The organism is Bacillus sp. FDAARGOS_527 (assembly GCF_003812125.1).
GTDB classification, from domain to species: Bacteria; Bacillota; Bacilli; order Bacillales; family Bacillaceae_G; genus Bacillus_A; species Bacillus_A paranthracis.
This window is the reverse complement of the sequence record NZ_CP033795.1, coordinates 1,175,751-1,198,286: the sequence shown is the minus strand read 5'-3', so window position 1 is coordinate 1,198,286 and position 22,536 is coordinate 1,175,751. Positions and strand designations below refer to the sequence as shown.

Here is a 22,536-nt window from a genome sequence, read left to right as displayed (position 1 = left end):
TTTGGCAAAACCCCACTAAAATTCAATTAGTTTGATTGTACATGGCTATTAGTACTTACCATTTTCTTTATATATAAAGGGTCCCCATATACCTTTACCCGAAGCTATAGTTACTACTGCCCTTGCTGTTCTCGATTTTCATTCTAGGGTTTTCACCATGTTGGACACACTAAAAAAAGAGCAGACGAATGTCTGCTCTTAATTTGTCATTCCGTTTAAAAATTGATTCTGATGCAATTATCACTTAAAGCTAGAAAGAAATAAAGGACATATAGAAGGAAAGATATCGTACTAACTTTGAAGATCCGCTGTTTGTTTTACTTTAGCAAACCATGAGTTGGCTGTCTCTTTCAACACGAGATTTAGTTCTTCAGCGTTCCTTTTACCAGTATCTTTTAACCAATCACGACCTGCTTGTTCACCGCTTATAGCAAAAGGTGCCACACCGTCCTTCCAGGTTGCCCGACCACATAACACTCCGTTAAAGGTAGAACCGGATTCTTTAGCAAATTTCAATGTTTCTTGGAATAATTTAGCACTTACACCTGCACTTAAGAAGATAAACGGCAGCTCAGTTACTTCACTTTGTTCTTTGAAAAAAGAAGCAGCTTCTTCTTTTCTGTAAACGAATTCACCTGTCGTATACCCTTCCACAAAATTCATATCCACCGGAACCTCTACTTTTAAAACATCTACTTGGTATTGAGATTTCGAGAACTCCTTCATAGCCTCAATCACTTTATGTGGTTTTATTTTTGCGTACTCTTTACTTTTCGCATCATCATTTTCAGCATCATAAGTAACAATCTCCAAGAAAAATGGAATATCTTCAGCAGCACACTCAGATCCGATACGTTCCATATAGACATGTTTATAGTTATTAATTTTTTCATCTTCATCGAAATCATAGTAGAGTAAGAATTTAATAGCATCGGCACCTGCTGCCTTTAATCGTTTCACTGACCATTCCGATAATAAATCTGGTAACCGTCCTACTTCTGACGCATCGTATCCGGTTTTTTCATACGCTACTATTAAGCCTGATTCTTTATGTCGGACCTTTGCCGCTGGCAGTCCGTATTCCGGGTCCAAAAGAATTGCTGTTGCAAATGGTGTTAATTCCTCAGAAACCAATTCTTTGAAACGGATAATGCCCTCATCTCCAACATGACTTGCACCGCCAGACGCAATCATTTTTTTCAATGAACCGCGTTGATCAATAGCCAATGCTCCAATTATGCCATTTTCAGCAGATAAACGTTTTAGAGCTTCCAATTTATTCTTGGTTAGTTCTAACATCAACATTCTCCTCTACTAATCTATTTTTTCAATTTTAATGAGATCAAAGTATTGTTTAAACTTATTTATATTAATATAACCAGTACCAACTTCCATCGTATTTAATATTCCTGTAGTCATCGCCGTTTTAAGAACAGTCTCAACCGTTTGATTTTGATATAATGCCACAGCTAGCCCTGCAACTGTCGCATCACCAGATCCAACCGGATTGACCACTTCTATTTTTGGAACCGTAACTTGGTAATAGTCCTCACCATTCCTGACAAAGGCACCTTCACTACCCAATGACACGATAATCCACTCAATTCCAGTAAATAGTTCATGGTTTAATGCTTGCTTCAAATCTATGATTCCCATTTCCATGTTAATGCCCAACAACTGAGATAATTCTGCTTTATTTGGTTTGATGGCAAATGGTTTTTCTTTATGCACCAAGGCGTTTTTCAAAGATTTCCCTGATGAATCTATAATCACTGGAATTCCATTGTTATTACAGATTTCTAACATTTGATAATAAAAGTTAGTCGGTAACCCTTTCGGCAAACTACCTGAAATTGTCACAAGTGAAGCTGTTGTAAGCAAACATTCAAATTTTTCTAAAAAAGTTATCCCTTCTTCATTGGATAATGTCGGCCCTGATTCTAAAATCTCTGTTTGCATCCCTTCATGAAGAATGGCAATACAATTTCTTGATTCTTTTTTAATTTTTAAAAAGTCATTTGGAATATTGTTTTTATTTAATTCTTGAATAATGTATTCGCCAATCGTACCACCAATCACACCTGTCGCTAGAACAGCTTCTTCCATTTGAGCAATCACTCGCGCCACATTCAATCCCTTTCCACCAGCAGTTTTGTGAACTGTTTCCACACGGTTAACAACATCTAACTTTAATTCATGAGTCGAATAGGAAATATCGACAGATGGATTCATGGTGACAGATAAAATCATTTGAAATCCCTCTTTCAGAAAAATATTTAAGCTTGAAAACGGCACACACCATCAAGATAGGTAGCTGCTAAATCCATCGCTGGCGTCAGTACTATAAAGTCAGCAGCATACCCCTCAGCGATTTTCCCACATTCGCCATCTAGTTGAATACTTTTAGCTGGTGCAGTACTCGCCATGTAAATTGCTTGCTCGGGCGCGGCAATTCCCCAATCGACGACATTTTTGACAGCATCTTTTAATTGCAAAATGCTACCTGCTAAACTTCCGCTTTCCAAACGAGCCATCCCACCTTTTACTTTCACAGGAAATTCTCCAAGTTGATACGTTCCTTCAGTCATACCTCCGGCCATCATACAATCGGATACCATTACAACCTCTTCTCTGCCACGGACATTCATTAAAATATTTAAAGCAACAGGATGAACATGATGTCCATCACATATGATTTCGGTAAAAACATCTTTTAAATTCATGGCTGCTCCAACCATCCCTGGCTCACGATGGTGCAGCGGACTCATACCATTGAAAGTATGAACAAAAACGGATGCGCCTTTTTCACTAGCTTGCTTGGCTTCTTCATAAGTTGCATCACTATGGGCCAATGCTACTATAATCTCTTCTCCTACAGCATATTCAATGAATTCCGCTGCTCCTTTTCTTTCAGGTGCAATCGCAATTTTTTTAATAGAATCATTTGATAATTTCTGCCAACCTTTCAACATATCAACTGATGGGTCACAAAAATATTTCGTGTTTTGTGCTCCTTTATGCTTTTCAGTAAAAAACGGCCCTTCTAAAAAGATCCCTTTAATTTTTGCGCCCTGTACTTTCTTGTAATTGGCACCAATCATTTCAACGACATTATTCAACGATTCTATTGAGGATGTTAAAGTTGTCGGTAAAAAGGATGTAACGCCGCAAGAAAGGAGTCCTACCGATATTTGATTTAGTCCTTCAAAATTATTGTCCATAACGTCGTGATTTCTAAAACCATGAATATGTGTATCCACTAGACCAGGAGCAATCCAATATCCTGCATAATCAATGATTTCTTCCACTTCTTCTGGCCTGTTCTCTAAAAAGATACCGAATTTTCCATCTTTTATCTCCAAAAAACCAGGACCTACGACCTTCCCCTCAAGAAAAAACTTATCTGCAAAGATAAAAATAGACATGTATGTTTCCCCTACCCTAGTTACTCATATTCGTAGATAGTAACACCTTTAACGACACGGTTCACCGTTCCTGTCGGTGAAGGTGTATCTGGTGTATTACCTACTTTCACGGAGGCTAACAGTGATATTGTTTGCCCAATCATAACAAAAGGTAATGCTAAGTAAGCATCTGGTACAGACTGTGCCTCGCTACCAAATACAAACCTATTCCCAGCGTAATTCGTTTCTCCATTAACCTCGATGGCACATATATAGCTGGCAATGTTGTCTTGTTGCATTTCGTTTAACATATCTAAATCATATTGACGTGTATACGGATTGTTAGAAACAAACACAAAAACTAATGATTTTTCGTTTACAAATGATTTTGGACCGTGCCGGAATCCTAGTGGTGAATCAAAAGCGGTGACAATTTTTCCAGCTGTCAGTTCTAATATTTTTAATTGTGATTCTTTCGCTAAACCTTCTAAACTACCAGAACCTAAGTAAATAATTCGGTCAAAATGCAAATCTACTATCTTTTGGATAGCGTCTTCTCTTTGAATGACACTTTCACCCATTTGATAAATTTCTTTCACTATCTTTGATTTTTCTTCAGTCGATATAGAATCAAAAACAAGTAATGCCGTTAACGCCATGCAAGTATAACTCCCTGTCATTGCAAAACCATGGTCATTTGATTTTTCGGGCATCAATAGCAATAAGTTTTTGTCATTATTCACAGCCTGTTTAGCTAATTTTCCATCTTTCGCACAAGTAATTGTTATTTGATACAAATCGCTTACTATTTGCTCAGCTAATTGTACGGAAGCGACACTTTCTGGGCTGTTCCCGCTTCTAGCAAATGAAACGAGTAAGGTTGGAAAATCCTTTTTGAAAAATTGGTAAGGATTTGAAACTAACGTAGTTGTCGGGATACTTAGTACTTCCCACTGTTGTTCATCTACTTTTTCTATTACATAAGGTGTGACTGTATCACCGACATAAGCAGACGTTCCAGCGCCTGTAAAAATAACTCGAACCCGATTATGTTTCGTTACTATTTTTTGCAAAAACGCAGCAATTCTCTCGCTCTTCTCCATATACAAAGCAAAGGTTTCAATCCATAAATCAGGCTGCCGTCTTATTTCCGCCGTTGTTATCGATGCGCCTAACGAAACTAATTTTTCTTGACTTAATGTAAACATATTCGTCACTCCTCTACCTATTTGCCATCATTCTCTCCATAAAAGAAAAGAAGACCAGCACCGCCTCATTACATACCTTCAAATACTCGTAATCCCGCACCAACAACTCCATTATTTTGTGCCAATGTACTGATGCTCATCTGCTCCAAAAGATGTTGTTGCTCAGGAAGCTGAAAACTCTTTAGCTTCACTTTGATCAACTCCAGTAGAAATGGATTTTTCACAATGACACTGCCACCAAAAACCATTCTATGTGGATCTAATAAACAGGAAATCTTATAAAGACCTTGAGCTAAATAATCAGTTACCTCATTGATAATGGACTGATATTCTGGTACCCCATTTATATAACTAGCAAAAACATCTTTTGTTGAAATCGTACCTACCTGTAAATCTCTTTCGGCTATTCTCTGGATCCCTGGCCCAGCAGCAATTTTTTCTAATCGTTCATTGCCCCCTCTCGTGAGGACAGGAATCAAACCCAGTTCTCCAGCAAATCCTGCCCCCCTAAAAAATGAGCCTCTATGAATGATAGAACAAGATATTCCCGTACTTATAGTCACGTAGACAAAGGTTTTATCCTCTTTTACATGTGTTGCTCTCCATTCAGCATAAGCCGCCATATAGACATCATTGTCAATCTTAATCCGCTGAATACCAAATTGCTCTTGCAAACGGACCGAAATAGGAAACTGCCTCCAAGGTAAATTGTTTTGAAAAACGGCAATTCCCTTCTCGAAATCTACTTTTCCCGGTACCCCAACTCCAATACCCTCGATATCAGCGATGGAAATCGATGATTTTCTGAGAACTTGCTCCATAGCTTCTACAACTTTACCAAACATTTTTTCTCGATCTGAAGGATCGCTTTTTATTTCCGCACGTTCAAGCAGCTCGCCCGTCTCCGAAATGACTCCCGCCGCAATCTTCGTTCCCCCAATATCAATGCCGACTGCCTTTTTCATTTGTCCGCACCCCTAGGTTTATATTTGAAGTATTGAGTAATTTTCTATCATTGTTATCGTTGAACATATATGTGTGATTCCTTGATCAATTCACTTGTCCTGATTGATTTATACATATTTCCGATTGTAGTCATAAAGTAGCCCTAAGAGACCAGCTAATCCAATCAACATCATACCTAATTCAAATTTACCAGCTGTCTTTTGGTAGATGATAATTAAAGACAGGCATACGATAAACACAACAATTTTAATAACGAATACGATATTAGCCTTCATTTGAAAAATCCTCCCACCTGATTTCACTAGGTGCCAACGTCACTTCTATCCTGTTTCCTTGTCCATCGTAGACAAACGTCATTTGTTCGACCATCGAATTGTTAACAATCGCCATTTTTCGGATGGATGGATATGCATGAACTTCACAATAAATGTTGCTCGCATGATACTTTTGAAATTCTTCTTCTTTATGGGCAGCATAGTATAACGCACGCATCAGCAGACGTGTATTTTCTTCGCTGTATGGAAGCCCTGCTATATAGACAGCTCTGCCTTCTCCAAACGGATGAGCAGAAAGATGAACTTCTCCATTTGAATATTCGATTATTTCGGTTTCTTCTGATAACGCATAAATATTTTTCATTCCTTCACCAAAATTAAATTGGGTGCTGTCAGCAGAAATAAAGTGATTTTCAACAGGATTAATAAAATATTTATCTGTTGATAAGCTGAATCCGAGTTCCTTGTCAACGCCTAAGACATTTGCCAATTGAAAATAATGTCCTTCATGCTGATAAGCTGTAGGTTCCCCAATACCTATGAATCCTCCGCCATTATACATCCAAGCTCTGATTGTAGTGACTAACTTTTCATTAATCCAATTAGCCCCCCCTGAAAAAGCTGTGCCCACATCTCCGGCATTAATGATTACATCAATATCCTCTGGTATCCCATCATTCATGACATCATCAAAACTAATGAACGAAACCTCCACGGCAGCCCCACTCAAGGACTCTAAAACGCCTAAATAAGAATAAATTTGTTTATACCATAGTGCATGAGCAACCATATGTGTTTGCCAAGTTCTCAACTTGCCCCAAGAATTCAAAATCGCAACTTTAAGACCGCTATATGGTTTCACACCTTTGATTGTGTCATGAATTTCACGAAATTCCTCAGTAACTTTTTCAATATAGGAGATGAATTCTGGAAATTGATACGCTAGACTTAAATACCCCCCATATCCGATACGATCAACAGGATTACGCAGTATAGCTCTACGCGCCGTTAGCCAATTTTCATTCGCTTCAATCGTCGGGTTGTTACCTTCGTAAAAAGTATCTGGAAAGAAATAAGGTAAGAACCGCCCTTCCGTATATCGAACATGTGGTATATCTGCAATCATACGCAATGTGGCTCCACCGCCCACACTGCCTACAACTGCATCCAATCCGATATTTTTAAAGTATTTTCCATATGGTTCTGTACCAATCCAGTTATCACCAAGGAACATCATTGCTTCTTTTCCACTTTCATGGACAATATCCACAAGTTTCTTTGCTTCTTCAGCAACGAACTTATGAACAAAATCTATATAATCTAAAAAAGCTGGGGTTGGAATTCGAAACGAAGTATTATAATAACCTTGATCAACAATATCCTCTGGTCTTAAGCGATAGCCTTTTTCTTTTTGAAAAGCATCCAAAGCAGCAACTGAAACACTAGCACCATATCCGAACCAATCGACAAACTTCTCTTTGCCAAGATTATTGAATACAAGGGTAAAATGATAGAAAAACGTTGTAAACCTGACCACATCTGTATCCGGATTTTCTGTCAGCCATTGTTTTAAATAGGTTTTCATAAATTCATTAGAATGTGGCTGCCTGACATCAAAAGGAATATCATGTGGCTTATCTCCCCAATTATTAGTAATATGATTGTACATTTGGGTTGGATCCCAAATCGCATAGACTAGGAATGAAACCGTATATTCATGCCAAGGAATCGCCTTCGTAATCAAAACACGATTTTGATCTTCGTTTACTTCCCAATCATTAACGTCAACAACTTCTCCTGTTGTCCGATCAATAACCTCCCAGTATTTTTTTGGACTGTGAACGTAATCCGGTTTTAATTGTTCCTCAAAGTAGCCTTTCATAAAATCAATTTCGAGGGTGTCAGTAATCGCAGTATTGAACAAGCTCATTAAATAAAGTTGCTGGCATTCATCCATATGCTTCTCTGCGAACTCATTGTGAGCTCGAGCAACAAAATAGGTCGTATAAATTTTCGCATCCAATTGTTTAATATCATTATCTAGTTTCGTTCCATCACTATCGCGAATCGCATCCGCACCCCATCGTTCCATTAATTCTTTCGTTTCCTTAAGAAAATTTTCTTCACTCGGTAAAGTAACTCGACCTGTTTTCCTTTTCATGTAAATCCTCCTCTAATCCTTTAAACCACCAAGGGTCATTCCTTGTGTTAATTTTTTTTGAACAATGATATATAAAATCAAAGTTGGCAGCATGACAAGAACCATTCCTGCATACATTTGACCATAGTTTGCAGCAGATTTTTGAGCTGCCATCAAGTTCATTAACCCAACAGGTAACGTCTTATTCGGCCCTGGAATTAATGTTAAAGCTATAATGTATTCGTTCCAAAAGGCAAGAAAATTAAATAAAATGACGGCAATAATACTTGGACGAGCTATCGGAATCATAACTGAAATCATTGTTTTGAAATATCCGGCACCATCGACCAACGCCGCTTCCTCATACGTGGATGGAAGCGATTGAAAAAAACTAGACAGCAAGTAAATCGTGAATGGTAACGCCGTCGCCGCATATACCACAGCTAAAATAAATAAATTGTCTAATAGCAATCCATCACCTAGTTGGCCTCGTAAAAAGTTATCTCCGTCCAATAACATCAAGAAAATTGGCACAACAATGTAGTTCACATTGATGAATAATCCAGCTTTAAAAAAAGTATTTATTAATTTACTTCCTCTAAAGGTATATCTTGCCAACACATAAGCTGCTGGTAAAGCCACAATCAATAAAATAAGAAGGGCCAACGCAGTTACCATGACTGAATTCAACATATAGGTACCCATGTTTGCCTTTTGGAAAGCATCGATAAAGTTTTGAAAATAGAAACTTTTCGGCATGGCCCAAGGGCTTCCATAAAACTCCGAATTTTGCTTCACTGAGGCTAAGAAAACCCATGCAACAGGAATAACAATTGAAATTGCTAACGTAATAAGTGCTACGTAGATAAAGCAGCGATACATTGCTTCTGTAGTCATTCCTTTTTGTGTTTTCATTGTTTTTGGGGCTGGATAAGCTGATTCTACAGTCACTTCTTTTTGTGTTTCTATCGTTTTTGGATCTCGATAAGCTGTTTCTGTAGTCATTCTTTTTTGTGTTTCCATCGTTTTTGGACCTCCTTAATACTCCAACACTTCCCTTTTAGTAACACCACTGATAATTGCAGATAATGCGAATGAGAATAAGAAAATGACCACCCCAATAGCCATACCGTAACCGTAAGAAGAATTCGTGTAAGCCTGCTTATACATGTAGCTTAAAAACACTTCCGTCGATCCATCAGGTCCGCCGCCAGTCATTGCTTGAACGAGAAGAAAACTTAAATTAATCGTACTAATAACGAAGAAAGTTAACGTCGTCCGAATGTTGTTCCAAATTAACGGTAAAGTAATACTAAAAAATTGTCTGAACCGTCCAGCACCTTCCAAAGCAGATGCTTCATAAAAACTTTCCGGGATACTTGCCATTGCCGCCATATACATGACCATATAGTAGCCAATTGCTTGCCAAATGAGCGCCCCGCCAATGCTGTAAATGGCAATTTTCTGATTTCCGAGCCACATCTTTTGTAGGTGTTCCAGGTTAAATAAAGCAAGTAAATTATTTAACAACCCTGTAGTTGGGTCATAAACTGCAGAGAATATTCCCGCGATAACTACAACCGATAAAATATTAGGGATATAAAAAATAATTCGAAAGAAGCTTTTTCCTTTTATTTTTTCTCTTGTTAACAAAGTGGCAAACAAGATCGCCATCACCATCGTGATGAGTGTGACGATAACAATCAAAACTATACTGTTTTGGAGAGACCGAAAGAAGTTCATATCATTCCATAAAATCTTGAAGTTTTCGAGCCCAACAAATACCTTATTATTAGAAAATCCTCCCCACTTATATAAGGACATCCTGAATACCTCAATCGTAGGAACAATCATAAAAATGGCTAACAGGATTAGTGCTGGTGCAGTACAAACAAAAATAAAAATTCTTTTTTCTGTCGTCTTATTCATGCCATCACCTCAATTAATAAGTACAACGGTGAGACTAGGCGACTCACCATTGTACATAGTGAAAACGAATTTATTTTAATGCAGACCGTAATTGGTCACTCACTTTTTCAACAGAGCTTTGCCAATCTTTCACCTTTTTATCACCAGAAACAACACTGTCAATCGTTCTAAATAATGTATCTGGCATACTTACACCTTCAACAGCTTTCGTTGCAGCAAATCCACCTATTCCCACTTTCACTCCATTATCATAGATACTATAGAATGATTTATTTTCACCTGTCAGTTTATTAGAAAGACCTTTAATAGGCTGGATCGCACTCGACTCAGCAAAAATTTCAGCTGCCTTATCCGAATAAACAAACGTCATGAAGTCTTTAGCAAGTTGTTTATTTTTAGCTGCCGATGGAATCCACATTTGTTCAAAGAAAGTAAATGCATAACGGTCCCTATTAGCATCAAGTGTTGGTAAAGCCATCATGCCCCATTCAAACCCTTTAGATCGAGGAGCTTCTTTCATTTCACCAACTACCCACGTACCATTTGGCATAAACAAAGCTTTGTTATCGAGAATCAACTGTTGATTTTTCTTGTAGTCTTTATCATTTGCATTCGCAACAGTAGTTGGTTCTGTATATTTTGCTAATTTTCCGATAATTTCAAAAGATTTTGTTGCTTCAGAAGTTACCCAAACACCATCTGTATATTTCATAGCTTTATTAAATAACTCAGGCCCGCCCACCCCTAGTAGTAAAGAATAGAAGAATGTATCAAAGTAGCCTGTAGTAGGATAAGTAAATAATGAAATCCCTTCTGCTTTCGCTTTATCTCCTAAAGCCCACATTTCGTCCCAAGTCTTCGGCACTTCCCAACCTTTTTCTTTTAATAAACTAGCATTATAAAATAATCCAGTTGGACTATAGAACATCGGTGCCATATAAATTTTACCGTCATTATAAGGATTAGTTGCAGGTGTACCAGTAAGCCCTGGTACTAACTTATCTTTGACTTTAACATCTTCACCATAAACATTTTTATCAAAAACATCAGTAATGTCTTCTAATGCTTTATCTTTAATCAAAGTTTCTGTTAGCGCCTGTTTTCTCCCAGTTGCCAACAACACAACATCCGGATACTTTCCTGCTTTCATATTTGAGCCTATGACATCCTCAAGATTTTTGTCCACTGTCAATTTAACATCAACTTTTGGATTAGCAGCTTCATATGCGTCAATCACTTTGTTCCACATCTCTTTACCATAAGCCGATTCAAGTGTTGCCACATGAAGGGTTTGTTTTTCACTGGAGCCTTTACCATCCTTAGCGTTATCAACTTTTGTAGTATTACTTTGGCAAGCTATTAAACTAAAAGATAACAAAGCTGTCATTCCAGACAACAATAACTTTTTTTTCATCTTTATCTTACCCCCATCTCCTAATCTTCCTTTCATAATTAAAGAATACAAAATAGATAACGCTTTCACAATAAACATCTTGTTCTGTTTTTTAGATATCTTGCTTTTTACTGAATATCCCACTAAAATCTTTATAAAATAGATAAAAATTCTAAGAAGGAGGGATTCATTTGTCCAATGAAGTATATGAGATTCCACAATTTCAACGAAACCATCTTCCAGTAAAACTTCTTTATATAACAAAATCAAAATACGATAAAGATTGGCATAGTACCATTCATGCTCACCACTTTACAGAGCTATTGTATATTACTAAGGGCAAAGGCACTTTTATATTTTACAAAGAAGAAATCCCTGTTCAAGAACACAATTTGATTATCGTCAATCCAAATATCGAACACACGGAAAAGTCTGATACAAATCATCCACTCGAATATATTGCACTTGGTATTCAAGGCCTGTCCTTTTCATCCATAGAAAATCCTAGTCCTGTCACTATTCATAACTATAAACAGGATCAAAAAAACTTCCTCTTCTACCTTCAGCAATTGGTCGAAGAAGTGGAAAACCATCAAGAAGATTATGATTTAATTATACAAAATATTCTGGAAATTTTATTACTTAAGATGATGCGAAAAAAATCTTTTAATGTAGAGAAAACATCTACTCAAAAAATTAATAAAGATATTGAATTTATTAAAAACTATATTAAGCAGCATTTTCACGAAAATATCAGCCTAGATACATTAGCAAGCATTAGTCATATTAATAAATATTATCTATCCCATTCCTTTAGAAAATTCGTCGGTGTGTCGCCTATTGAATATTTAATTCAAACTCGTATTAGAGAAAGTAAAATTTTGTTAGAAACTACTAACTATTCGATTTCTAATATTTCAACCATTACCGGTTTTTCTTCACAATCATTCTTTGCACAATCATTTAAACGAGAAACGAATCTATCTCCTTCACAATACAGAAACGCTATAAATTCTAGCAAAAACAAACTAGATTCTAGTGCAAAAATTTAAAGATAAATGCAATGAATCTATACTTCTTTAATATATTGTTACTACTATTTTGGAAAGAGAGTGTTCCTATGATTCAACAATTAAAAACATATTATGGTGAGGATATAAAAATCAATGAAGCTGTGTTGTCAAAAGATTATAGCTGGTTTTTAGTTGAAGGAAATAAAGTCGGGATTCGAAAAATTCGATTACATCAAAAGGAACATCAATTGCTTTCATCCATCTTAACACCCATTCATGCTGATACATTTTATAAAACGGAAAAAGAAAAATCATGGTACGAAGCATTATACAGAAATAACAATATCCCTATACGATCAGTTCGTTTTTTACACTTCTTCACAACACAATCTATTGTAGAAAGAGAAGAATTTCAAGATGCTTTACAGTCTATGTTTTCTTTTACTACTACAATGTTATGGGAAACTTCGCAAGCCGGTGTCCTCATCTTAGAAGAAAACATAACGGAATCTGTATTGCAAACAGCCTTAGATACACTAGAAACAGATTTTTTTATATCCCTATCTTTCTTTGTTGGAAGACGTTATTCGCAAACAACTGAATTTACTTACCTGTATCAATGGGAACGAACATTATTTTCTGTTCTTTCTCCCTATTTATCAAAAAAAATTACATACATTGAACAACTTCTCCCTTATCAATTAATGATTTCATTACCAAAAGAAGAAAGAAAAAAATACACGAATCAATTATTAGAAAATATTTCAAAAGATAAAGAACTAATAGATAGCGTTAAAGTATTCTTCCAGTGTAACTTAAATGTCTCTCTTGCAGCTAAGCAATTATATTTACATCGTAATACTTTGCAGTATCGAATTGATAAATTCATTGAAAAAACAGGGATTAATATAAAAACCTTTGAGGGTGCAGTAGCAGTTTATATGGCGTTTCTTTCTTTAGATATCTCGTGAAAGACGATACAATATTCATTTCTCTTATATCATCATCGTTTTATAGTCTCTTGTGTGACTGGGAAACTCTATAAACTTATTTTTCTACGAGAAAAGAATACTTTCTTCCCATATCTATAGATGAACTTAAGTTCTACAGGAGCTTTCTCGTATCTTAAATGTGTAAACTTGCATAAAAGCTCCTCATTCTTTTGTGCACAATGCCAATTTACTTACGCCTTTAATAATCTTATAATTCTATCAATTACAAAAAGGAGTGGATATTTATGGCCGAACTTGTATTAGATCATATTTTTAAAGTTTATGATAATAAAATCACTGCCGTTTCTGACTTTAATTTACATATTAAAGATAAAGAGTTTATTGTATTTGTCGGTCCTTCTGGGTGCGGAAAATCAACAACTCTACGTATGATTGCAGGGCTAGAAGACATTTCTGATGGTTCGTTTTATATTGATGGGGATCGTATGAATGATGTCGCTCCAAAAGATCGCAACATTGCGATGGTATTTCAAAATTACGCACTCTATCCGCATATGACTGTGTATGATAATATGGCGTTTGGCTTAAAGTTACGCAAACTTCCAAAAGATGAAATTAATCGCCGGGTAACGGAGGCGGCAAAAATCTTAGGGCTAGAAGATTACTTACAACGAAAACCAAAGGCATTATCAGGTGGACAACGCCAACGGGTTGCACTAGGAAGAGCTATAGTCCGGGATGCAAAAGTATTTTTAATGGACGAGCCTCTATCGAATTTAGACGCAAAATTACGCGTAAGTATGCGTTCAGAAATTTCTAAACTTCACCGCCGTTTAAATACGACCACTATATATGTGACACATGATCAAACAGAGGCAATGACAATGGCATCACGCCTTGTTGTTATGAAGGATGGGCTCATCCAGCAAGTTGGAACTCCAAAAGAAGTATATGATACTCCTGAGAACATATTTGTTGGCGGATTCATTGGTTCTCCAGCTATGAATTTCTTTACCGGGACATTACAAGATAGCTATTTTCACATGGAAAATATACGCTTCAAAGTACCAGATGGTCAACTAAAGACATTAAAGCAAAAAGGGTATAATGGAAAAAAAATCATACTCGGTATTCGTCCTGAAGACATTCATGATGAACCTATCGTTCTTCAATCTTCTCCTGAATCCACAGTCGAAATTACAGTAGAAGTTGCTGAATTATTAGGTGCTGAAACGATGATTCATGGAAAACTTTCAAACCAAAACTTTATTGCGCGAATTAACGCTCGTTCCGAGATTAAAACTAACGATACACTCCCATTAGCTTTTAGTTTAGCGAAAGCACACTTTTTCGATATCACTACTGAACAACGTATACGTAATAATTGACGAATGTCTTTTAAAAAATCCGGATAGAATTGTCCCGTAAGTAAATTAATCTTTTCCTTTTTAATGTATGCATAACTTCTACTTCAAAAAAAATAGATGTAGCTGCGACAAACATTTCTTGAAAAAGAATGCAAGACTAGATTTCCCGTTACATGCGACAGAATCATACTAAAAAACATCTCATATGAATATGAAATGTTTTTTAGTATTTTCTATTCTTTTAATAAATCTAATAAACCATTCCCTTCAGATGTACGTTCATATCCTAAAGGTACAGTTCTTTTAATAAGTTGTGCATATATTTCTGGTTCTGATAACTTTCTACCATATTCCCTTTCACACTGCTTTATGAGCAATGCCAGCGCTCCAGCGACATGCGGTGTGGCCATAGAAGTTCCACTTAATACCGCATATTTCCCCTCAGGATACGTAGATAATATTCCATCGCCTGGTGCCACTAAATCAATTTCTTGATTTGAATTACTAAAACATGCGATTTTCCGCTCTAAATTGACGGCACCGACTTCAATTACTTCTGAGTATGCACCTGGGAAATCTAGTTCCTCCGTATTATCATTACAATCTCCATTATTCCCAGCAGCACATACGACGAGAACATCTTGCTTTACCGCATTTTGAATTGCTTCATGTAATTCCGGAACATCTTGTGGGCCACCAAGTGACATGGAAATGACTCTAACTCTTTCTTTATTAGGCCCTCTCCAATTTACAGCATAATGAATTGCCTCAATAATTTGCTCATAACTTCCAGAACCATCTCCTGCTAAAACCTTTAACACTAACATTTTAGCGAGTGGTGCGACCCCTAAAACACCGACACCATTTTCAGTCGCTGCAATTGTCCCAGCTACATGAGTACCGTGTCCGTTATTATCAAGATATATATTTGGATCTCCTTCGTAATCTTTCGTGAAATTTCTTCCACCGATAATACGATCCTTTAAATCTATATGATTCATATCACACCCTGTATCTAATACGGCAACAACAATATCTTTTCCTTTTGCACTCTTCTCCCATACTTGTGGAGCATGAATGAGTTGTACACCTGGTGGAATTTCATTTACTTGTTCAACTACCTTATCTACTGTAAAAGGAATCAATTGTATACCTTTTTGTTTATTCGCTGTACTACTGTTCATCGTAATCCCTCCTGAAAATATATTATTTTCATTTCAGACCACTTTTGAAAACACTTACATGTAACATTCGTTTTAGTTGTTTCGTTTTCCTTCCTTAAAAATATTTCTCAATAAGGCTTACGAAATTTATACTACTCTTTTATTTATCTCGTAATTTGTAGACATTAAAAATCCGATTGGTACAACCAATAACCAAAATAAAAGGACCACTAAATTGGTCCTTTTATTGTCTTTCAAGAATGATATGAAATTTTTAAAATAATATAAATTAAGACTAAGCCTCACTCTTGTTTAAAAACTTCTCTATTTCTTTTATTAAATATTTCGCTCCATCTATACTAACAGTAATGTTTCCATTTGCTAATGATATGTTTTGATTTGAAACATCACCTGTTATTTGACAAGCATTGTAAGGTTGATATTTTTGTAAAATGACTTTGTCTTCTTCTACGAAAATTTCAAGCGGTGATTTAATTTGTATTCCCAATACATCACGTAATTCTTTAGGAATTACAATTCGTCCTAATTCGTCTACTTTTCGAATAACTCCTGTTGCTTTCATATTACTTCCTCCCTTACTATTTATTAATTTTTTCACCTCGCTTTTTCCATTTTATCACTTTTTGGTAATACCTGCCTCTTTTTAGAAAATTTTGTACTCAAGTTAAAAAAACACATTTAACGAATACGTAATCTCTCTTTCAATTGTTTTAAATAACGAGATCGAATCAGTAAGAAATATACAACTTGAATTCCTACGAAAATACTTAATACAATCGCATTTTCTTTAAATAGTGAGTACTCAAACATCTGTCCGAGTGCAGTTAACGCTACTGCCCCATGTAATGTTGCAACACCTATTGGAACAAAGAATAAAAGCGCCAATCGAATTGTAACTACTTTCGATAATTCTCCACTTGTTAAGCCTACTTTTCGAATCATTTCAAACAAACGAGTATCATCCTCCAAGTCAGAAAACAAACGGAAATAAAGGAAGCTTCCTGCACATACGAAAAATACAATACCGATAAAGAAACCTACAAATAGAATTGGTCCTGCAATTTGTAAACTTTGGTTTTGTGCGTACTCTTCTGCACTAAACGTTGCATGTTCTTCATAAGGTTTCATCTGATGCGTTAGTTCTTTCCCAACCTCAATTTCATCTTTCGTTCCCTCTGTTTTGTATACATAATTTTTTTCCTCTTTAAATCCATCTTGTAATGCATCATACTGCTTGTTAGAGATTACATAAACGTTACCTCTTATTATTTTACTTAATGAAGACGTATTAATTTTTTTCACTTTTAAAGGTTCATTCAAATGTGGCAACGTAATTTCTTTTCTTTCTTTCATCGGTGGTCCTGGTATATCAACTGCCAAAAATAAAACTTCTTTTTTGGATCCCTCATGAAAGGGTTCTCCTGTTAACTTCGCATATTCCTTATAGTCTGATTCCTTTATAAACGTGGCGCTTCTTAACGACTGCTCCTCCGTTTTCTTCGTTGAAATATTAGTTTTTGAAGCTGCTATACTATGCTTCTTTAACCCTTCGTCAATCATCTTCAAATGCTGTGATTCATTACTATTTCCTTGCTTAGAATGATAGTGAAACGCAATTGGTCTCTCCATAACCGCCTTTGTCATTGATGTAAAGCCAACTAATGTACCTATTGCTGAAAATGCTACAGTTGAAATTATCGTTACAATAAAGAACATTCTTGCGTTATCTCTCATACGATAAGCTAAATCTGACAACGTAATAATATTTGTCTGTGTCCAATAAAAACGTTTACTTTTTTTACATAGTCTAATAATAAAAACACTCAACTGCTTGTACAGCAAATACGTACCAATAATGACTACCGTTGTAACAGGAATCATCATGATAAATACCATTGCACCGTGTGACATAAGCGCTCCTGCATATCCGGCACTAAGCAATATAACTGCTAATATAGAAGAAATAATGGATGCTTTCGGTTCCGGCTTCGCTTCTGCCGATCCTCTAAACAATTTCATAATTTTATTTTTTCGAATCATTCCTGCACTAAACAATGAAATGATCATAAATAATACGAAAAACATAATACTCGTTACAACAATGGCTTTCATTGGAATGTAATAAGGTAAGGAAATATCTAACTTTAATATCATTGGAGCTATAAATAGTAATATTCCGGAAAATAGCATTCCAGCAAGTATCCCAAAAATAATTGCCCCTATTCCAATCATAATATTTTCAAAAAAGATAAGACGCTTTAATTGATATTTCGTCATACCTAACATCATTAAAATTCCTAGTTCACGCTTTCTCGTTTTTAAAAACATTCCCATCGAATATAAAATAAAGAAAAATGTAAATAAGTAAATAATGGACTGTGCAAAAGACATACTTACGAACACATATCGTCCCAATTCTCCAGCACTTAATGCCGGATGAAACGCAAAAAACGAATAAACAAAAAAGGCCATAATAGCAAATGCACTACTTAAAAAATATGCTGAATATGTTCGTCTATTTCGCGTCACATTCCGATATGCGAGTTCTCTAATATTCATATTACTTCTCCGCCCTTCTACTAACTATGTTCTTATATTAGTAAAGTACGGAAATCCCTTCCATCGATTCAAATGACAAAAACCTTACATTATTGAAAGGTTTCAAAAAAATTGCTTAAACGATGCAGTTTCATTATAATGACTACATTCATATTCATACACACATCCTATTGTATATTCGTTAATTTTGCGAAATAATAAAGGATAGAAGTATGTACCAATATACATATAAACTTATTTACCGCTTTAATATGAATAGGAGGAAAACATAATGACATTGCAAGAACAGATTATGAAAGCATTACACGTTCAACCTGTAATTGATCCGAAAGCAGAAATCCGTAAACGTGTTGATTTCTTAAAAGATTATGTAAAAAAAACAGGTGCGAAAGGATTTGTACTTGGAATTAGTGGCGGACAAGACTCTACATTAGCTGGACGTTTAGCTCAGCTTGCAGTGGAGGAAATTCGTAATGAAGGTGGTAACGCAACGTTTATCGCCGTGCGCCTTCCTTATAAAGTGCAAAAAGACGAAGACGATGCACAATTAGCATTACAATTTATTCAAGCTGATCAATCTGTTGCATTTGATATCGCGTCAACAGTTGATGCTTTCTCAAATCAATACGAAAACTTATTAGGTGAATCATTAACAGATTTCAATAAAGGTAACGTGAAAGCACGTATCCGCATGGTTACACAATATGCAATCGGTGGACAAAACGGTCTCCTTGTTATCGGAACAGATCACGCTGCAGAAGCTGTCACAGGATTCTTTACAAAATTCGGAGATGGTGGTGCAGACCTATTACCATTAACGGGACTAACGAAACGTCAAGGACGTGCCTTATTACAAGAATTAGGTGCGGATGAGCGACTTTACTTAAAAATGCCAACAGCTGATTTATTAGATGAAAAACCAGGTCAAGCTGATGAAACAGAGTTAGGTATTACGTACGATCAACTTGATGACTATTTAGAAGGTAAAGCAGTTCCAACTGACGTTGCAGAAAAAATTGAAAAACGTTACACAGTGAGTGAGCATAAAAGACAAGTACCAGCATCAATGTTTGATGATTGGTGGAAGTAAGTAAAACATAAAAAAGAAGCTAATCTCATTTAGCTTCTTTTTTATATGTTAACGATATACCCCTACTCTTTTCTCCAATAAATCTTGCAGGCAATCTTCATGCTGTTTACAAAACAACGGTGGCATGTCGTCCAACGGGAAAAACTTCAAATCCAATGTTTCATTACCATCTACTTTTTTGTCGCCTCCAACTATTGAGCATGAAAAACACATCACAATTGACTGCGCCTTGTCTCCATTTGGATATGATTGAAAATATTTTGTATACACTCCAATAAGCTCATTTATTTCTACATCATACCCGGTTTCTTCTTTTATTTCTCGAATTGCAGTTTCCGCAGCCGATTCTCCTATCTCCATTGCGCCACCTGGAAAGCCCCAAGCGTTAAAGTCTCCTCTTTTTTGCAGTAATACTTCTCCTTCTTTATTAAATACACAACCACCGGCAAAGTTTAAGAAAACATAATCATGTCCTACTTTTTCACGTAATTCTTTTATATAATTGGCCATTCTCTTTCCCCTTTTCATACTTCTTCTATTGCTATTTCCTATCTTTTTCAAGCAATTCAATAATTCGATCTAGCTTCTGGTTCATATTAATCGCGTGGTGTTTCTTTGCAGCACTGCTTTGTAATACTCTTCTAATAAACAAAGTAAATGATAGGAAAAACAAAACGATAAGTCCGATTACTAAACAAGTATATATCAATGTAAATATATTACTTTCGAAGAAGTTCATTCAGCATTCACATCCTCTCCCAGTTATTTTATCACATAATTCCCAATATTTTAAAGTGGTAAACAAATATAAAAAGAGCACCTTTTTACAGATGCTCTTTTTCATTGCTTAATACGTAAATGTAATTGTCGCTAATGAATAATCTGCCATCGCACTATAAGGTGCTACTTGATAAGATACACGCTTTGCACCCTTTGGCCAATTTATTTCATTTAATACTTTCTTTATATCTTGCATCGTCCCATCCATAGACTGCTTATATCGCACTTCTACTTTTTCTGGTTTAGCTGCAAACTGTTGCTGTAGTTTTTTCTTAAATTCACTGTAATTTTCTGCCCCGTATTGTGCAGATAAATATTTTAAGTTTGTTTCTTTTAATATTTGTTCATATGCAGCAGTTTTTTGACTACCCGTTTTTATTTTGTTTGTTAATTCCCCAAAGTAACTTGTAGTTGCTGCTGGATATTTACTACGATCCCAATCGTGGTCTTTACTTAATTGTTCATCAGACATATTAAAATATGAATATGTTACGCGCCCAGCTTTATCTGGTACTGGATCATCGAATGTTGTATCAAGATGATACCATTTGTTTTCAATGTTCACTAAATTCCATGCGTGAGCTTGTCCATTTCCTGTACCTGTTACAATATGGTTTTGGATACCTGCTTCTTTTAGCAATTCATATGTTAATAACGTATATCCTTGGCAAACAGCAGAGCGATTCGCTAATGCTTCATATGCTGTATACGCTTGATAAGACTTATCATATGATACATGTTTTACAACGTAATCATGAATAGCTTTTACTTTCTCATGATCATCCATCCCTGATTTTACAATCGAGCCGATAATCGCTTTTGCCTGAGATTTTACATATTGTGTTTGCTCTTTCGATTCACGGTACTTCACTTGCAGTGTAAATGTATAGTTTCCTGGTAACCCTTTAATGGAATATCTAGTAGACGCTACATTATATTTTACATACTCATCTGCATCTACAATTTTATTAAACTCGCCATACAATTGATCCATAATACTTCTAGCATTTCTATCTTTTGTTTTATATGTGATTGTAATATTTTCTTCTCGATTATCAATCTGTTTTTTTAATTCTTTTTTGAAATCATTTAACAACTTTGTATCTGATTGCGATGTCGCTACAGTTTGATTTGTAGCTGCATAAGATACAGATGACGCGTGTAAGCCCCCCATTACTATAGTTGAACAAAGTGCGGCAGCTGTCACATACTTACTTGTCTTTCCCATCTCGTCACTCCTTACATTCTATAACTATACGAAAAAGTATCGTATAGTTTCAGAGTATACAATACTTTTTCGTATAGGTCATATGAGATTATGCATATTTAACATTGTAAAAGGGGTGTTCTTTTTACAAGAACAACCCTTTTCATTAACAAGTTTGTAATACACAACATGCATTTTCAAAACGTCGATTTTTCAAGTCTTCATTTCCTATACAGAAATAAAGCATCCCTAAATCTCCCCACATCATATTACAATTTTTAGTATCTGAATCAATTTGGAATAAAAGCGTCATTTGCTGCGGATCTATGTCCATATATTGTCCAGTCTCGTATAATACCTCATCTTGTACAGAAAATGGCTCACCAAATATTTGATGGTTATCATAGTTGTCTGGGATTAGCTCTTCAAGTAATTGCAAGAAACGGTCCGAATCAGCCTCATCTTCAATGAAAAGCTCTGGCAATTTATACGTTAATTCAAAAGTAATTGCACACTGGTTATAATTCGTTTGCAATTCATCTCCTCTTCGTAATTGCTCTACAGGAACATCATAATAAAGCACACGCCCCGCTCCAGTTGGATTCACATCTTCTTCAAAGTAATTTTCCACGGTAAAGAAATATAACATCCCCGTCTTAGGAAGATCGTGATTCATACCAATATTTTGTAAATCATTTAAATTAAATTGAGCGATAAACTGTAGCGGATTTCCTTTATGCGTTGGATATTCAAATGTAAATGGCAAGTCAGGAACCCCTCCCATTTTCGAACTACCTATCGCTACTGTTTCCTCCTGCTTTGGCACAACTTTCACACAAGGAAATACAGTGTTAATAAGTTCCTCTTTTAAATGCGTCAGCCCATATTTATCAATTAAAACTTCAATTTGTTTATTCATACATTCTCCTTATATTTACATACTTATTTGTATCATCGCACAAAAATTATACTCCATTCTTTGCAAAAACAACAAGCCTTCAAAAAAACGGGCTCATCCTCCATACGCGAACAAGTTAAAAAAAGCATAGTATACATTGTTCCTACAAA

Annotated in this window: 21 protein-coding genes; 4 read left to right on the top strand and 17 right to left on the bottom strand. The window is 35.8% G+C overall.

The window, feature by feature from the left end; translation table 11 throughout:
- Positions 1-291 precede the first annotated feature (291 nt).
- The 10 genes from lacD to EGX95_RS08460 form a co-directional block, all read right to left on the bottom strand.
- Positions 292-1,299 (bottom strand): tagatose-bisphosphate aldolase, encoded by a 1,008-nt coding sequence (lacD, locus tag EGX95_RS08500; protein WP_000891851.1) that lies wholly within the window; start codon positions 1,297-1,299, stop codon positions 292-294.
- 15 nt (positions 1,300-1,314) lie between these two features.
- Positions 1,315-2,250, bottom strand: coding sequence for a hexose kinase (locus EGX95_RS08495; protein ID WP_000603957.1), 936 nt, complete (start codon positions 2,248-2,250; stop codon positions 1,315-1,317).
- 26 nt (positions 2,251-2,276) lie between these two features.
- The gene (gene nagA, locus EGX95_RS08490) at positions 2,277-3,425 is read right to left on the bottom strand and encodes an N-acetylglucosamine-6-phosphate deacetylase (protein WP_000021539.1); all 1,149 of its coding nucleotides are present in this window, start codon (positions 3,423-3,425) and stop codon (positions 2,277-2,279) included.
- A gap of 20 nt (positions 3,426-3,445) precedes the next feature.
- Entirely contained in the window at positions 3,446-4,612 is a 1,167-nt protein-coding gene (locus EGX95_RS08485; RefSeq protein WP_000494693.1) for an SIS domain-containing protein, read from the bottom strand.
- A gap of 68 nt (positions 4,613-4,680) precedes the next feature.
- Positions 4,681-5,577, bottom strand: a complete 897-nt coding sequence (locus EGX95_RS08480) for an ROK family protein (protein ID WP_000710425.1) — start codon at positions 5,575-5,577, stop codon at positions 4,681-4,683.
- Between the two features lie 108 nt (positions 5,578-5,685).
- Positions 5,686-5,853 (bottom strand): DUF6903 family protein, encoded by a 168-nt coding sequence (locus EGX95_RS30285; RefSeq protein WP_000646586.1) that lies wholly within the window; start codon positions 5,851-5,853, stop codon positions 5,686-5,688.
- Positions 5,843-8,014: a 1,3-beta-galactosyl-N-acetylhexosamine phosphorylase gene (gnpA, locus tag EGX95_RS08475; RefSeq protein ID WP_000824199.1), complete on the bottom strand. Its 2,172-nt coding sequence runs from the start codon at positions 8,012-8,014 to the stop codon at positions 5,843-5,845. Before gnpA ends, EGX95_RS30285 begins: the two co-directional genes overlap by 11 nt.
- Positions 8,015-8,026: 12 nt before the next feature.
- Complete coding sequence (locus EGX95_RS08470) at positions 8,027-9,016, bottom strand: carbohydrate ABC transporter permease (protein ID WP_000449885.1); 990 nt, start codon at positions 9,014-9,016, stop codon at positions 8,027-8,029.
- 15 nt (positions 9,017-9,031) lie between these two features.
- Entirely contained in the window at positions 9,032-9,922 is an 891-nt protein-coding gene (locus EGX95_RS08465) for a carbohydrate ABC transporter permease (RefSeq protein WP_001044589.1), read from the bottom strand.
- Between the two features lie 70 nt (positions 9,923-9,992).
- Entirely contained in the window at positions 9,993-11,336 is a 1,344-nt protein-coding gene (locus EGX95_RS08460) for a carbohydrate ABC transporter substrate-binding protein (protein ID WP_002081360.1), read from the bottom strand.
- A gap of 170 nt (positions 11,337-11,506) precedes the next feature.
- Here EGX95_RS08460 and EGX95_RS08455 point away from each other — a divergent pair, with 170 nt between their 5' ends.
- The 3 genes from EGX95_RS08455 (at position 11,507) to EGX95_RS08445 (ending at position 14,669) form a co-directional block, all read left to right on the top strand.
- Complete coding sequence (locus EGX95_RS08455) at positions 11,507-12,367, top strand: AraC family transcriptional regulator (RefSeq protein WP_000064378.1); 861 nt, start codon at positions 11,507-11,509, stop codon at positions 12,365-12,367.
- A 68-nt stretch (positions 12,368-12,435) separates the two neighbouring features.
- Positions 12,436-13,299: a PucR family transcriptional regulator gene (locus tag EGX95_RS08450; RefSeq protein ID WP_000615942.1), complete on the top strand. Its 864-nt coding sequence runs from the start codon at positions 12,436-12,438 to the stop codon at positions 13,297-13,299.
- Between the two features lie 266 nt (positions 13,300-13,565).
- Positions 13,566-14,669, top strand: a complete 1,104-nt coding sequence (locus EGX95_RS08445) for an ABC transporter ATP-binding protein (RefSeq protein WP_000829433.1) — start codon at positions 13,566-13,568, stop codon at positions 14,667-14,669.
- A gap of 212 nt (positions 14,670-14,881) precedes the next feature.
- On the opposite strand, the gene EGX95_RS08440 is transcribed toward EGX95_RS08445, so the two are convergent.
- The 3 genes from EGX95_RS08440 to EGX95_RS08430 form a co-directional block, all read right to left on the bottom strand.
- Positions 14,882-15,832 (bottom strand): serine protease, encoded by a 951-nt coding sequence (locus EGX95_RS08440; RefSeq protein ID WP_001089039.1) that lies wholly within the window; start codon positions 15,830-15,832, stop codon positions 14,882-14,884.
- Between the two features lie 274 nt (positions 15,833-16,106).
- Complete coding sequence (locus EGX95_RS08435; protein WP_000648330.1) at positions 16,107-16,394, bottom strand: AbrB/MazE/SpoVT family DNA-binding domain-containing protein; 288 nt, start codon at positions 16,392-16,394, stop codon at positions 16,107-16,109.
- A gap of 116 nt (positions 16,395-16,510) precedes the next feature.
- On the bottom strand, positions 16,511-18,391 hold the full coding sequence (locus EGX95_RS08430) for an FtsX-like permease family protein (protein ID WP_001026020.1): 1,881 nt from the start codon (positions 18,389-18,391) through the stop codon (positions 16,511-16,513).
- A gap of 271 nt (positions 18,392-18,662) precedes the next feature.
- On the opposite strand from EGX95_RS08430, the gene nadE reads away from it, so the two are divergent.
- On the top strand, positions 18,663-19,481 hold the full coding sequence (gene nadE, locus EGX95_RS08425; protein ID WP_000174881.1) for an ammonia-dependent NAD(+) synthetase: 819 nt from the start codon (positions 18,663-18,665) through the stop codon (positions 19,479-19,481).
- Positions 19,482-19,529: 48 nt separating this feature from the next.
- Here the strand turns inward: nadE and EGX95_RS08420 are convergent, their stop codons facing one another.
- From EGX95_RS08420 to EGX95_RS08405, 4 genes are all read right to left on the bottom strand, one after another.
- Positions 19,530-19,991: an NUDIX hydrolase gene (locus tag EGX95_RS08420; RefSeq protein ID WP_000024998.1), complete on the bottom strand. Its 462-nt coding sequence runs from the start codon at positions 19,989-19,991 to the stop codon at positions 19,530-19,532.
- 31 nt (positions 19,992-20,022) lie between these two features.
- A complete protein-coding gene (locus EGX95_RS08415) occupies positions 20,023-20,220 on the bottom strand; it encodes a DUF4083 domain-containing protein (protein ID WP_001008785.1) in 198 nt (65 codons plus the stop codon).
- 108 nt (positions 20,221-20,328) lie between these two features.
- Positions 20,329-21,489 carry a transglutaminase domain-containing protein gene (locus EGX95_RS08410; RefSeq protein ID WP_063246787.1) on the bottom strand — a complete coding sequence of 387 codons (1,161 nt, stop codon included), beginning with the start codon at positions 21,487-21,489 and terminating at the stop codon, positions 20,329-20,331.
- Between the two features lie 145 nt (positions 21,490-21,634).
- The gene (locus tag EGX95_RS08405) at positions 21,635-22,387 is read right to left on the bottom strand and encodes a YwqG family protein (protein WP_001041256.1); all 753 of its coding nucleotides are present in this window, start codon (positions 22,385-22,387) and stop codon (positions 21,635-21,637) included.
- Between the last annotated feature and the right edge of the window lie 149 nt (positions 22,388-22,536).

What these genes read in the sequence shown, in the direction of transcription:
- EGX95_RS08485 (WP_000494693.1), bottom strand. Translation starts at nt 4,612, where the DNA reads ATGTTTACATTAAGTCAAGAAAAATTAGTTTCGTTAGGCGCATCGATA.
- EGX95_RS08440 (WP_001089039.1), bottom strand. Translation starts at nt 15,832, where the DNA reads ATGAACAGTAGTACAGCGAATAAACAAAAAGGTATACAATTGATTCCT.
- EGX95_RS08465 (WP_001044589.1), bottom strand. Translation starts at nt 9,922, where the DNA reads ATGAATAAGACGACAGAAAAAAGAATTTTTATTTTTGTTTGTACTGCA.
- EGX95_RS08450 (WP_000615942.1), top strand. Translation starts at nt 12,436, where the DNA reads ATGATTCAACAATTAAAAACATATTATGGTGAGGATATAAAAATCAAT.
- EGX95_RS08435 (WP_000648330.1), bottom strand. Translation starts at nt 16,394, where the DNA reads ATGAAAGCAACAGGAGTTATTCGAAAAGTAGACGAATTAGGACGAATT.
- EGX95_RS08480 (WP_000710425.1), bottom strand. Translation starts at nt 5,577, where the DNA reads ATGAAAAAGGCAGTCGGCATTGATATTGGGGGAACGAAGATTGCGGCG.
- EGX95_RS08460 (WP_002081360.1), bottom strand. Translation starts at nt 11,336, where the DNA reads ATGAAAAAAAAGTTATTGTTGTCTGGAATGACAGCTTTGTTATCTTTT.
- nadE (WP_000174881.1), top strand. Translation starts at nt 18,663, where the DNA reads ATGACATTGCAAGAACAGATTATGAAAGCATTACACGTTCAACCTGTA.
- nagA (WP_000021539.1), bottom strand. Translation starts at nt 3,425, where the DNA reads ATGTCTATTTTTATCTTTGCAGATAAGTTTTTTCTTGAGGGGAAGGTC.
- EGX95_RS30285 (WP_000646586.1), bottom strand. Translation starts at nt 5,853, where the DNA reads ATGAAGGCTAATATCGTATTCGTTATTAAAATTGTTGTGTTTATCGTA.
- EGX95_RS08430 (WP_001026020.1), bottom strand. Translation starts at nt 18,391, where the DNA reads ATGAATATTAGAGAACTCGCATATCGGAATGTGACGCGAAATAGACGA.
- EGX95_RS08470 (WP_000449885.1), bottom strand. Translation starts at nt 9,016, where the DNA reads ATGGAAACACAAAAAAGAATGACTACAGAAACAGCTTATCGAGATCCA.
- EGX95_RS08415 (WP_001008785.1), bottom strand. Translation starts at nt 20,220, where the DNA reads ATGAACTTCTTCGAAAGTAATATATTTACATTGATATATACTTGTTTA.
- EGX95_RS08405 (WP_001041256.1), bottom strand. Translation starts at nt 22,387, where the DNA reads ATGAATAAACAAATTGAAGTTTTAATTGATAAATATGGGCTGACGCAT.
- EGX95_RS08420 (WP_000024998.1), bottom strand. Translation starts at nt 19,991, where the DNA reads ATGGCCAATTATATAAAAGAATTACGTGAAAAAGTAGGACATGATTAT.
- EGX95_RS08445 (WP_000829433.1), top strand. Translation starts at nt 13,566, where the DNA reads ATGGCCGAACTTGTATTAGATCATATTTTTAAAGTTTATGATAATAAA.
- gnpA (WP_000824199.1), bottom strand. Translation starts at nt 8,014, where the DNA reads ATGAAAAGGAAAACAGGTCGAGTTACTTTACCGAGTGAAGAAAATTTT.
- lacD (WP_000891851.1), bottom strand. Translation starts at nt 1,299, where the DNA reads ATGTTAGAACTAACCAAGAATAAATTGGAAGCTCTAAAACGTTTATCT.
- EGX95_RS08410 (WP_063246787.1), bottom strand. Translation starts at nt 21,489, where the DNA reads ATGGGAAAGACAAGTAAGTATGTGACAGCTGCCGCACTTTGTTCAACT.
- EGX95_RS08495 (WP_000603957.1), bottom strand. Translation starts at nt 2,250, where the DNA reads ATGATTTTATCTGTCACCATGAATCCATCTGTCGATATTTCCTATTCG.